This window comes from Gluconobacter sp. OJB (assembly GCF_039638275.1).
Taxonomy (GTDB): Bacteria; Pseudomonadota; Alphaproteobacteria; order Acetobacterales; family Acetobacteraceae; genus Gluconobacter; species Gluconobacter cerevisiae.
In genome coordinates this window covers 2,282,566-2,295,827 of record NZ_JBDIWH010000001.1, presented here as the reverse complement: position 1 = coordinate 2,295,827, position 13,262 = coordinate 2,282,566, and the positions used below count along the sequence as shown (strand labels likewise).

Genomic DNA, 13,262 nt, shown 5'->3' with positions numbered 1-13,262 from the left:
TTCTGGCTTTGCTGGAGCGTCTTCAAGGCATGAGAATTGAATTCCCTGAGCGCATGAAGAAACAGGACACCATACTTGTTAGAAAGAGAAGATCAGACAGACATAAAAATGGAAGTATGTAGCTGATATTAATTCATTCAAATTTATATTTTCAGTGCTTCGTCTTTAAACTTATAGAATATATCTATATATTTACTTTATGTGTTTTTATTTTTATTAGTTAACTCCCATTTTAGTTGATTAAAATATTTTATATTCACAAAGAAACCACTCGCCTTAGCGTTTTTGTGGTTCTGTTGGATATCGTGCACTTGGATAGCTAAGTCTAGGCTCGGGACCTATTGCTTTGAGGGAAAAAACCTGTTTCAGGCTCTGCAAGGGGACGGAAGATGAAGCGGCCTGTTTTGGCTAACGGATGAACAGATGGAGCGTCTGCAGCCGTTAGCTCCTAAAAGCCACGGCAAACCTCGCGTTGATGAACGCCGCGTGCTGAGCGGCATCACTTTTTGTTAACCGCAATGTTATGCCTTGGCGTGATGCGCCCCGGGAATACGGCCCTGATTTTCATTGATCCTTCATCGATCCCGATATGGAGTTTACGCCAGATCCGACGCTTCGAACCACCATGTTTGCGGGTGTGCCATTCAACCTCAATCTTGATCCCGGTGCTATCGATCAAAAGAGAAAGCCGACCGTCCACGACGCTCCGTCGCAAGACCCTCCCACGTCACGGACAGATCAAACCACACATTCAGAGAACCACGCTTCTTCAGCGCCGCATTATAGGAGGGTCAGTTCGTCGTGCGGTAGTGAATAGCCTTCGCTTGTCTCATCGCGCCCAGCTAACAAACTCAACGTAAAATCAGAATCCCCGTACACTATTTATACAACAAAGCGTTCTTTCGTTCTGATCCGAAAAAGCGTGTTCATTCGGATAGTGAAAAGTATCCGAGCCTGTATAAAGATCGGAATTGACAATATTGTCCACATCATACGCCGATCTTTCTCTTTCAAGAGAATCGGTGCTACGGAGAATTCTCCGCTCTACTCCAGATAAATAACAAAAATCATCAATACCTGCTCATTTAGTCCACAATCAGGATATCATAAAATATAATTTTCTCATTCTTCAATTTACAAAGCTGGCTTTGTTTCGCCATGTATTTCCAGCCAACTCCCCGCAATATCTACCGAAATCGTTGCTGACTTATATGCCTCTTTAGGCGCTAGCATGATGTTTTCTACGTAGGTCTGAGGATTTCGGTCATAGAGCGGAAACCAACTCGACTGAATCTGAATCTGGATCCGGTGTCCCGGTAGAAACGTATGATTAACCATAGGTAAACGCACCGGATACACCTGCTTTACATTGGCGGGAATCGCTTCAGGATGCTCAAAACTCTTCCGGTATCGACCGCGGAGAATATTTCCGGCAACCATCAATTGGTAACCGCCCATCGCTGGCTGCTGCGCTACTTCATCCGGATAAACATCAATTAGTTTGACAACAAAATCTCCATCTGTCCCTGTCGTAGTGGCCGTAAGGTGCATGAGAGGCTCACCCGTTACAGTGAAGGGTTTTGTCAGCGCAGAAGACGTCAGGGAAAGTACATCTGGCCGTGAAGCTGCGTTACGTTGATCCATTGCCAACCACCAGCGCCATTCTGAACCCGCCTGCCCTTTTGAAATTACGGGGCGAGGAACATAGGAAACAGGATGTTCGGGATCAGAAACATAGGTCAACTGACCCGCATTAATCGGTGTTTTGCCAAAACCAAGTCCATGATCCGGCTGAAAACGCAGGATCGAGCATTGACTGTCACAGTCAGGAGACGGGAGAGCATCCATCGTCTCCCACTCGTTTTCGCCAGACCGATAGGCCGTCACGCGCGCAGGTAACGGTATTGCTTCATCCTTAAGGTAATGTGCCAGAAATGGGCTCAGAACATGTTTCCGGAAATACAGTCCTGTATCCGAGTGAAGGTCTATCGCCCCGAGCATACTAGCGGCATGAATTTCACCACCGTGATTCCACGGTCCCATTGCAAGCCAGAGATTGGATCGTGCTTCGGCATTCTTGTGCAATGCCTCGTACATCGCGATAGGGCCATAGTTATCTTCTTGGTCCCACAGACTATGAACCAGCATAGTCGGAACATTCAGCCCTTCTTTTGGCAAAAGTCGATCAAGGGCCTGCAACTGCCACCATGAATCATATGCAGGATGAGCCAAAATCTGGTTGAAAAAGCCAATCTGATCCATTCCACGGGATTTACCAACGGCTCCTGCCGAAACACCATTCAGGAAAAGCGTGTATGAATCATAAGCACTATTCCACCATTCGACCGCGTTTCCCCGGGTCGCCCCTTGATCGTAAATATAAGGGAGCATTTCTTCGCGAAACGCGCCGTTATGGAACCAGTCATCCCCCATCCAGCCATCCACCATTGGGTTCATCGGCACGGACACCTTTAGTGCAGGATGCGCGTGGAACAGAGCTGTAATCGCCGTGTATCCATCATATGACACACCAAGAATGCCAACCTTTCCATTGCTTTTTGGAACATTATGAACTAGCCATTCGATAGTATCCCACGTATCGGTACTTTCATCGACTGCAGTACCATTGAGTGGACCCCGCATCGGACGGTTCATTACAAATACCCCTTCAGAACCGTATTTGCCGCGAATATCCTGAAGAACGCGAATATATCCCCCCTCCGCTATGACATCAGGCATGTTGTCATAACCAGGCAAAATCGACGCTAAATGGTTGCTTGAGCCGAGGGACGCCATGTGCGCAGCATTGTAGGGCGTGCGCGTCATGAGCATTCCAGCGTTTTGCGCGCCTTTAGGAACAAGGATGACAGTATGTAGCTTCACGCCATCTCGCATCGGAATCATGACATCTTGGCGCGTATAATCGAAACTGGCGTCAGAAACCTGAAAATCAACAGGCATGTCCGTGTAGACTGACTTATCAGACTGTTGAGCCAGAACAGGCTGCGAGAAAGCCAGCGCACAGGCCGACATCATAAGAATTTTTTTCATCATCGTTCCAAGAAAGAAGGCGTGCGCGGCGCAAACAGCATATATATTACGCTTGAAAATCCTGCATCATCATATCCTGTCAGAATTCAGCCGAGACCGATCCGAAATACTGACGTGGTGCTGCGACAAAGAGATTGGCATTGTTATCTCCCGATACTGACGCCGCCCCGTAAATCCCGCCAATATAATTCGTATCAAACAGGTTGGTAATTCCAAAGGTCGCCTTCAAATTCCGCGCGAAGCCAACCTTGCCGAAATTATAGGCCAGATTAAGGTTTGCCTGCCAATAAGACGGAACATATTGGTCATTAAGATAAGTTATCGGACGCGCGCCAACGTAGTTGACGTTAAAATTAAACATTGCTTGGTGCCAAGTGTAATTTAAATTCGCTTTGTACATAAATTTAGGATAATAAACTTGGTGCCTTCCCTTCAGGCTATAATTCTTACCGCTATAATTAATTGAAGGCGTCTGATACTCTGCGTCATTCCAACTAAAGCTGTTGGTAATTTCCAGTCCGCGAAACGGGCGGATTGTAGCGATGGCGTCAGCGCCATTCATGGTTTCGCGCCCGACGTTCAAATAAGCACTGTGTGCAGTAGCAGTGCTCCCTTCCGTAATAGATGCCAAACGGTTGTAATAATCGGTGTGGTAAAAATCTGCACTCCCCGAGAAAAAACGGGAATCGTACCGATAACCCACGATATAATTCCAGGTCCGTTCCGGCTTAAGGACTTTTTTATTTGCATCAAATACTGATTGGGCAGGCTGAGACGAATTACCTAAGCCTCCCCACGGGGTGGTGCTGGATGTTTGCGAATAGTAGTCGTAAGCACGCAGGTTTTCGGCAATATCCCAGTAAATTTCATGATGATCGAGAAAATGATAGTCAAAATTAAAATGGGGCAGAAAAGCCCCGGAAGCCGCAAGCGTACCACTTGCTGCGTGACGGTAATATGTATTCCATCCTTCAGCAGTAAGCTGGTCTGTATAGTCGGCCTTCGTGCCGCCATGAGTCGTCTGTGTCAGTGACTTGAAGCCGGCAAGGAGCGTCATGCCAGACATAATCTTCCAGCGATCCTGCAGAAAGAACTGAAAAGTGTTGCTATTATAGGCGTCATTATACCACGTGCTGCCAGTCCCCTTTTTAAAGCCAGACAGCGGATTATGACCAGTTGTCAGGCCATCTTCATAAAGCATTGAGTCGTAGATCCAACGGTTATTTTCATACCAGAAACCACTTTCAATATAATTATTATGTGGCGCCTCATACGAGAACTTCTGCGTAAAACCCAACCGTCGCATATCAGCATGCGACATACCCAACGCCATCGGAACCCCTGTGACTGACCCGTCGGCCTGCAGTGATGGTGTGCCGTAGCTAGGTGATGTCACAAAATTATTAGTTCCACCATACAAACCGCTGCTGACATTTCCATATGCAACCGTATCCGAATGGATTTTCTCCGACAGATCAAAATGACCCGTTACAGCTGAGAGATAAGTTCTCTGCACCTGGGAAGAATCCCAAGCGTAATCACCGATTTCATCATTCGACAATTTCCCTTCGTAACCCGGAGGAACATTGGAGGTGTACTGAGCATAATAGGCCCATTGTTTAGCCTTTTCGTAATCAGGCTTCAGGTAAGTCGTATTGCGTCCCATCTGCCGCCACATGTTTTTGGTGAGCGTCAGATAGTTCATTTGCTGAAAATTACCGTAACCAAAGAACCCGGTGATTTTACCGTGTTGCCCCACAGGCTGCACAATCTTTGCATCCGCCTGTAATTCGTTCTGCCCCCCTGCCCCTTTCCACAGGTCGGTATCAGTACGAGCAAAAGAAGCATAAAATTTCGTACCTGTCGGATTCAGGATACCACTGTCTGCACGAACATAGGTGCGATAGGCATTGTAACTACCGAAAGTCTGGCTGACCTTGCCACCCGCCTTATCCTTAGGATCAGAGGACGTGTATGTCATGGCACCTCCGAGGTTCTGAGCAGAAAATGAATCCAATGCCCCTGCGCCCTGAGACATGGTCATGCCACCGATATCGTCCTGGATTATCGCCTGTGTGATGGACACGCCGTTATTGTTAGCAAAACCCTGTGTTCCCAACGGAATACCATCCAACGTCGCGCCGATCTGCATCTGGGTAAATCCGCGCACGTAGAACGTGTTGCCATAAGTATCGAGGCCAAAGGCGTCGGTTGATGTAAAATTCGCGCCCGGCGTAGTCATCGCAAGAATTTGCATCGGGTTTGTCCCTTCAACAAATCTGTCCATAACTTTACGTGTCACAGCAATTTCAGGTCCGTGACTGCGCACACGAGCCACCTTGACCGAAATTGATTCCGCATCGGTTCCTTCAACCGTGTGGTGTCCCGGAGATTTCGAAACAACTTGTGCTGCGGAGCGTGACGTGGCGGGTCGGGCCTTAGCGGTATGGTGCGATTTCGTTGCAGCTTCCGCTCCGCTGGATACGGCACTTGCGACAGCCATGCTGAGGATGCTCGTCGTGAGCAGATAACGAGATCTTCTTCTCAGCTTACCTGACGATTTCACAACACGCATCCGCCGTACTCCTGAGAAAATTTCGGTCAAATCACGTTACGTGTACGATATGTTATACGTCTATATTGCTTTATTTTTGTATCTGATAGACTAAGGTTAACTCTCGATCACCATCGAAACCCCTTAAGAAATAAAGAATACCAACGAGTTCTAAATCCCCAGCATCGTGCGCGCCCTCTTGGCACAATATTTTCCAAACCTTCGTAAGAGGGATATGTAAGGTCTTCTCCCCCTTCAGTGGGAAATGTCGCTACCCATTCGCACTCAGGAGACTATGCACCGTGAGATTACGTCAGATCGAAGTCTTCTACGCGATCATGACGACAGGATCGCTCCGAAAGGCGGCGGAAGTCCTGAATGTTTCGCAACCAGCCGCCAGCAAGGTTCTGCGTTACGCTGAACACTCACTTGGTTTTGCCTTATTCGAGCGCAAAGGCGGTCGCCTAGTCCCCACGCGGGAGGCTCAAATCATGCTTCCCCATGTGAATGCCATTTTTGGCAAACTTTCTGACCTGCGGCGCCTCACGCATAATCTGCGCTATGCCCGGGCAGGACATTCCATCAGCATCGGCTGCGTCCCAAGCCTTGGCCTAAGCCTGATCCCCCGCGTGGTTCGAAGTTATTGCGCCGATCATCCCGATACAGAAGTCACGATTGATGCGCTTCATGGTTCAGAAATCGTGTCACGAATTTTCAACCATGATCTTGATCTCGGAGTTGTATTTGGAAACTACTTACGAGAAGGTCTAACGGCTCAGCATATTGGTGATATCCCTTTGGTCCTGATCGATAAAGAAAAAGACCAGGGCCCCATAGCGCTGACGGACATTGATCAGAACCGTTATCTCGGTCTATCCGAAAAAGATCCGACTGCTGATCTACTCGACATGGCGCTTGACGAAGCAGGCATATCAGCGACCCCTGCCATTCGTGTGCGAACGCATTTCATGGCGGCAGAACTTGTTCGACTGGGTGTTGGCTGCGCGATCGTTGATGCCCTCACGGTACTACATCATCCAGGGCTACCCCGCCCCTGCATCCTGTCGCCACCTCTCAGCATAAAATGCACAGTCCTTTACCGTGCCGATTACGCTCTTTCGCATATTTCGCGCGATATTCTCGCCATATTACGACACGAACTCGATAGCGATCTGGCAGAACTGGAAGCAATGGTTTAGCTTCAGGTTATCACCTACGTATATCTCGTCATGGGACACTCACCCAATTCCATGCTTTATTTCTCTCATCTGACACAGAATTTCGTTTCTTGATCAACATAAGATGAGAGTTTTCGAACAGTTATGAACAAGCATCGTGCCCTGTATAGAACTGCTTTTCTCGCAGGGATGTTGATGCTTCACCCAACGCATAGCGTTGAAGCCGCAGAACTACCTTCAGGGTAAACGACGCAGAATATTGATGCAACTGTAGAACAGGCACGCAAGGTTTTTGACGTACCCGGTATTGCCATAGCAATCGTTCAGGATGGAAAAATTGTTTTCAACCGCGGTTACGGGAGACGCTCTGAAGATGCCCATAGCGCGCCTGTAGATAGCCGAACACTGTTCGCTATCGGATCAAATACGAAGGAATTTACAGCCACCGCTCTGGCACAACTGGTAGATGCTGGAAAACTGAAATGGGATGATCACGTCATTGATCATCTACCGGAATTTCGTGTCTCTGATCCATGGATTACACGCGACTTCCGTATTTCGGATCTGCTGACCCATCATAGTGGCATGGGCCTCGGCGCAGGAGACCTGATGCTTTTCTCCCACAGCACGTTGACGCGCAAAGACGTACTGGCGGGACTTGAGTATATGCCTTTCACCGCCCCTTTCCGGAAGGAGTATGCTTACAATAACGTACTCTATGTCGTCGCAGGAGCACTTGTAGAACGGGTAACAGGCCGTAGTTGGGAAGACGTGGTTCAGACCCGTCTGATTGACGCATCAGGCTTGGCAGCATGTCAGTCAACACCGCCTTACAAAGGCGAAACAGATGTTGCGACCGGTCAGGGAGATCATACGCCCCTCCCCGAAAAAGCAGCACGTCTTTTCCCTGCAGTAGCGCCAGCGGGAAGCATATGGTGCAGCACTGAGGGAATGGCACGATGGGCCCAGATCTATCTGGGAGGTGGGCAAACGCCTGAAGGAAAGCGTATTTTCAGCAACGAAAGTCGCGACACACTTTGGGCACCCCATGCCCTTCTCCCTTTGCCGGACATGGCAGCTTTAACCGGAACGCATTTTCGCGCCTACGGTTACGGATGGTTCATGGAGGACTTTTTTGGGCACAAGCGCGTCTGGCATACCGGCACCATCGGAGGGATGGTCAGTTACGTCACGTTCCTGCCTGAACTGAAAAGCGCCGTTGTGATCCTGACCAATCATGATGATCACAACGCGACCTATGCCTTGGCCACGACGTTGAGCGCGCGCATCGCGACCGGCCATAGCGATGACTGGATCAGCTACTGGAAACACAAGGAAGACGAAGCAAAGGCTCAAGATATTAAAGCTGCAATTTCAACCGGACCTGGCTCTTCTGTTCGTCCTTTCGTGACGCTCTCCTCATCACAGCTCAAGGACTACCTGGGTCGCTATCAGGACAATTGGCGCGGACCAATTTTCGTCACTGAACACGGCAAGGATCTACGACTCACATTTTCCAAGGCTGATGGTTTGACCGGGACACTGAACGCTCTTCCGCATGACCTCTTCGTCGTGCGCTGGGACAATCGGGAAGAAGATAGCGAAGACGATGCTTACGTCCAGTTTGAACGGGATGTTACGGGCAAGGTCACCGGTCTGAAGATGCAGCTTCTAGGGTCTGACTTCAGTTTCGATGCGCAGGACCTGCACCCCCGCAAAATAGACGCATTGCCCGGCGAGGCACACCCGTGAAACAGCATATTGCAGTTATCGGCGGCGGCGTTATTGGTCTTTCGACAGCTTATGCTCTTATCCGGGCAGGCCATGACGTCACCCTAATCGAACAAAATGCGGATGTTGGCTTGGGTGCAAGCTATGCCAATGGCGGTCAACTCAGTTATCGCTATGTCACGCCTTTGGCAGATGCAGGCATTCCATTTCAGGCGTTACGCTGGATGCTGAAACCCAGCTCTCCGGTCTCACTTCGCCTCCGCGCCAATCCGAGACAATGGCGCTGGATGCTCTCCTTTCTCTCTGCCTGCACGCGCACAACCAATCGCCGAAATGCCAAATTTCTCTTGCATCTGGGCCTTGAGGGGCAGGCGGAAATGGAAATATGGCGCACGGAAGGACTGGGCGGATTCCTTTGGCGTCAGCCAGGAAAGCTTGTTCTGTATCGAAATGCAGCCACGTTCATGAAAGCGGTAGCAGGGATACAGAATACAACTTTGGAGCAAGCTCTTTCGCCTGCTGAATGTGCCGAGGTCGAACCGGCTTTCGCTCATCTTGTTCCTGATCTTGCAGGAGGTATTTTCTCTCCTGAAGACGAGGTCGCGGACAGCCATTTATTTTGCAGGGCCCTCAAAATAGCCCTGCTGAATGCCTCTGGCTTTCAATACCTTCAGGAAAAAGCCACGCTCCTACCTGACACGAACAACAAATGCACGCTCACTGTCGGCGGTCGACATTTTAAGACAGATCAGATTGTACTCGCTGCAGGTCTGAACTCACGTGAGATCGCGGCCCCGCTTGGCATCCATCTGCCACTCTATGGTCTCAAGGGCTACAGTTTAACGCTCCGTCCCCCAGCCGAGACATTACCAACTGTCAGCGTCACCGATTATGACAACCGTGTAGTGTATGCGCGTCTTGGCAATACACTCCGCGTCGCCGCAATGGTCGATATCGGAGCGGAAGATACAATTCCAAACCCGAAACGCCTCGCCTCACTCCGCAGTCTCGTCCGGCAAACGTTACCAGAGGCAAACACGGATCATAGCTCCGACTCTCCTTGGGCTGGACTGCGTCCGGCTACCCCCACCGGGGTTCCGATCATCGGCCGGAGCAGCTATGACAATCTTCTCCTCAATGTAGGCCACGGCGCATTAGGCTTCACACTCGCTGCAGGTTCAGCTGCACGGATCACCAAGCTAATTGCCACAGATCAGACCGATAGGGTTCAGAAATGAATGTATATTTTCGTCATTACTTTTCTGTACTCCTCCTCGCAACAAGCGTTGCGACCGCATATGCCGTTCCTTCTTCTACGACAGACACATTGCTGACACAGACCTTACAGCATGGAGACGCTCGGCCTCTGGCGGCACTCGCAGCCCTTCGCATCCATAACGGCACTGTATCCTACCGGTATGTGGGTGGTTTTGCGCGCAGGAATGGCGCTGACATCACTCCAGTCCATTCAGACACTTTATTTCGTATCGCATCCGTCTCGAAATTCGTCACAACGATTGGTCTGATGCAGTTGGTAGAACAAGGTCGGATCGATTTGGACGCAGATGCTTCTCGCTATCTTGGCTTTCTGCTTCGCAATCCCGCGTTTCCTGATACGCCAATCACAACGCGCATGCTGCTCAGCCACACCGCAAGCATCGCAGATGCAGACGATTATGTGATACCGGCAGATCACGCAGTCTCTGAATTTTTCGATGCATCCCGTCGTCCAGGGGCCGCAGACTACCATTTCCTGCCCAATCGGAAACCGGGGTCGTGGTTCAGCTATTGCAATCTATGTTACGGTCTGATCGGCACCATGATCGAACGAGTCAGCGGAGAGCGTTTCGATCTTTACCAGCAAAAGCACGTTCTGGCGCCTCTTGGCATTGATGGGGGCTATGATCCTGCCCGTCTTTCTCACTCCGAACGCCTTGCGACGCTCTATCATCACACTGTCAACGGTTATGAACCTGCCAAAGACAGCGACGCGCATATCGCTCCGGAAGCGTCAGACCAGTACAGAATCGGAACCAACGCAACGATCTTTTCCCCACAAGGCGGTCTTCGCATTTCTCTTGACGGTCTCTATCGCCTGTCACAGTTCGTATTCGGAAATGGAACGCTTGCAAGCGTAACTGTCCTCTCACCCAAGTCCCTCCAGACCATGCTGCATTCGGACTGGCATTACGATGGCCAGAATGGTGAAGGATCTTACCCCATCGCAAGTTACGGTCTAGCGACCATTCAACTGACTGGTGCACGCGATCCTTCCGGACATCCGACAACACCATGGCGCGGCTATCAGGGTGGACTGGTTGGCCATCTCGGGGATGCTTACGGCCTGCGATCCGGGTTCTGGCTCGATCCCATGACGCGCGATGGTTATCTGTTCATTGCCAACGGCTTTCCTGAGGACGGCCAAGAAAAACCGGGAAAAATATCTTCTTTTACCAATGTCGAAGAAGAAATTTTCAACGCACTGTCAAACGCAGGCTCAATTTCAGGAGCGGTTCAATGAAGATCACAATCTCTCAAAGCCGCGCCTGCGCCATCGTCGTGTCGCTTCTCTCGTGCACATCATGGACAGCGCTCGCGCAGGATGACAGTTCGCCATCGTCACGCCTTTCCAAACTGATGGCCATGCCTTTTGCAACGGATATGACAGGGGCAAAACAGGCACCCCGTCTGGCATGGGTGGAACAACGCAGCGGCATTAGGAACGTCGTAATCTCCGAAGAAGGAAACACGCCCCATCAGGCGACAACGTACTCGAAGGATGACGGAACTTCCCTTTGGGGCCTGACCCTTACCGAGGATGGCAAGACTTTAGCTTACGTAGAAGGAGGAGATCCAGAAGCCCTCGCAGCCCCTGCTCCCAACCCTGACAATGACGCAAAACGCCCTGTAGCCACAGTGCATGTTGTGCGTGATGGAAAACAGAATACCATTGCAGGAACTGGATATCTTCCAGAGTTCTCCCCGGACGGACGACAGCTTGCTTTTGCGCAAGGAGGGACTCTGCTCCTCGGGACAGCCAGTTCTTCTGCCCATGCAGTCATGACGACAGATGGAATGATCACAGCCCTCCGTTGGTCCCCTGATGGCGCGTTTGTCGCATTGGAGATCAATCGTGGCTCACACGGCGTGATCGCATTATGGAACACGAAACGCAGCGTTCTAAGCTTTATTCCACCAGGTTTAGGCTTTGACCGCCTCCCGACATTCTCGCCGGACGGGAAGAGCCTCGCTTTCGTCCGGACGCAGCAGCCTCCTTTACTGGCATCCCCAGAAAAAGGGACGTTCTGGTCGCTCCACAGCTACCATCTGGCGAGCGGTATGGAAGAACTCCTCTGGACACCCCCCAAAGGACCGGGAAGCAGGTTCTGGGCCGCAGACGAACTCGACCTTACGTGGACGCCAGATGGCCGGATTCTGTTTCCCTGGGAAGGAAGCGGCTGGCTTCGGGTCTGCGCCCTTTCTGCGGGCGGTGGCACACCAGAATGTCTGACACCCGAAAAAGCAGAGGTCTCATCCTACCGTCTGTCATCTGACGGCAAATCCCTTTTCTATACTTCGAATGTCGGTAACCCCGATCACTGGCGCGTATGGTCTCGGCCATTGAACGGCAATGCAACCGCTCTGACGGATGAGACAACAGAAGCAGGCTCACTCGCAATGGCTGGAAATGATCTGGCCGTTATGATGACAAGTCCCACGCAGACGGCCCACCCCATTCTTCACCATGATGGCCAATGGAAAGTCCCGGTCGTACCTGCACTCCCCAAAGGAATAAACTTCGTTGCGCCACAAAGCGTACAGTTCCACAGCGAAGACGGAACCAACATTCACGGACAGCTTTTCCTGCCACCGACAGACATGCACGGACCACATCCAGCACTAGTGTTCGTCCATGGCGGACCCAATCGGCAGATGATTCCTGCCTTCAATGCCATGGGCTATTATTCCAACGCGTATCTGATGAACCAGACATTGGCCTCGCACGGTTATGTCGTATTGTCTGTGAACTATCGCAGCGGTACGGGCTACGGACAGTCGTTTCGTGAAACCAACAGGATTGGAAGCGCTGGAGCCAGTGAGTACCAGGACGTTCGTGCTGCAGCACAATATCTGCGGGCAAGGTCAGATGTCGTGCCTCAACATATCGGGATTTGGGGCGGAAGCTGGGGCGGTTATCTTGTCGGTCTGGCACTCGCGCGCGATAGCGGATTATTTGCTGCGGGTGTGGATTTCCACGGAGTTCACGACATGACCGAACCAGATCATCCCGGTCTGTCTCCCGAAGAAAACCGCAAACAACATGAGACCGAATGGCGGTCGTCGCCTCTGGCAGATATCACGCGCTGGAAGGCGCCTGTGTTGCTTGTTCACGGTGATGATGATCACGACGTGGAATTTGAACAATCAGTCGTGCTGTCAAAAGCATTAACTGCGCAAGGTGTAACGCACGAAGACCATACGTTCCCAGGCGAGCGACATGAATTTCTTCGACAACAGGACTGGTTAACAGCATATGGCTGGACCATTCGCTTTTTCGATCATTATCTCGAAAGACCTGAAGGGCATTAAAGGTAAGCCAACACTTTCAGAACTGTGCACGACAGCGCCACCTCCTGACCATCAGAAATGCCAGCACCTTCTGCGGGATCTAAATGGGCGTACGCCCCGGAAGGCGTATCATAACAGGCCGACGCCCCCGGATGCTGAACGGCGGCTGGCGGAATTCA

7 protein-coding genes and 2 pseudogenes are annotated in these 13,262 nt (G+C 50.8%); 6 read left to right on the top strand and 3 right to left on the bottom strand.

Annotated elements, in window-relative coordinates:
- Positions 1-423 precede the first annotated feature (423 nt).
- A pseudogene (locus ABDK74_RS10590) lies at positions 424-559 on the top strand (transposase); the annotation flags it as partial.
- On the opposite strand, the pseudogene ABDK74_RS10585 reads toward ABDK74_RS10590, so the two are convergent.
- The 3 genes and pseudogenes from ABDK74_RS10585 to ABDK74_RS10575 form a co-directional block, all read right to left on the bottom strand.
- Positions 551-773, bottom strand: a pseudogene (locus ABDK74_RS10585) (hypothetical protein); the annotation flags it as partial. The pseudogenes ABDK74_RS10590 and ABDK74_RS10585 overlap by 9 nt on opposite strands.
- 361 nt (positions 774-1,134) lie before the next feature.
- Positions 1,135-3,051 carry a CocE/NonD family hydrolase gene (locus tag ABDK74_RS10580; RefSeq protein ID WP_346004211.1) on the bottom strand — a complete coding sequence of 639 codons (1,917 nt, stop codon included), beginning with the start codon at positions 3,049-3,051 and terminating at the stop codon, positions 1,135-1,137.
- Between the two features lie 79 nt (positions 3,052-3,130).
- Positions 3,131-5,626, bottom strand: coding sequence for a TonB-dependent receptor domain-containing protein (locus ABDK74_RS10575; RefSeq protein ID WP_346003767.1), 2,496 nt, complete (start codon positions 5,624-5,626; stop codon positions 3,131-3,133).
- Between the two features lie 281 nt (positions 5,627-5,907).
- Here ABDK74_RS10575 and ABDK74_RS10570 point away from each other — a divergent pair, with 281 nt between their 5' ends.
- The 5 genes from ABDK74_RS10570 (at position 5,908) to ABDK74_RS10550 (ending at position 13,104) form a co-directional block, all read left to right on the top strand.
- The gene (locus ABDK74_RS10570; RefSeq protein WP_194256167.1) at positions 5,908-6,804 is read left to right on the top strand and encodes a LysR family transcriptional regulator; all 897 of its coding nucleotides are present in this window, start codon (positions 5,908-5,910) and stop codon (positions 6,802-6,804) included.
- Between the two features lie 237 nt (positions 6,805-7,041).
- Entirely contained in the window at positions 7,042-8,535 is a 1,494-nt protein-coding gene (locus tag ABDK74_RS10565) for a serine hydrolase (RefSeq protein WP_346004210.1), read from the top strand.
- The gene (locus ABDK74_RS10560; protein WP_346003766.1) at positions 8,532-9,752 is read left to right on the top strand and encodes an FAD-dependent oxidoreductase; all 1,221 of its coding nucleotides are present in this window, start codon (positions 8,532-8,534) and stop codon (positions 9,750-9,752) included. Before ABDK74_RS10565 ends, ABDK74_RS10560 begins: the two co-directional genes overlap by 4 nt.
- A gap of 89 nt (positions 9,753-9,841) precedes the next feature.
- Positions 9,842-11,035 carry a serine hydrolase domain-containing protein gene (locus ABDK74_RS10555; protein ID WP_346003765.1) on the top strand — a complete coding sequence of 398 codons (1,194 nt, stop codon included), beginning with the start codon at positions 9,842-9,844 and terminating at the stop codon, positions 11,033-11,035.
- A complete protein-coding gene (locus ABDK74_RS10550) occupies positions 11,032-13,104 on the top strand; it encodes an alpha/beta fold hydrolase (protein WP_346003764.1) in 2,073 nt (690 codons plus the stop codon). Before ABDK74_RS10555 ends, ABDK74_RS10550 begins: the two co-directional genes overlap by 4 nt.
- Positions 13,105-13,262: the final 158 nt, after the last annotated feature.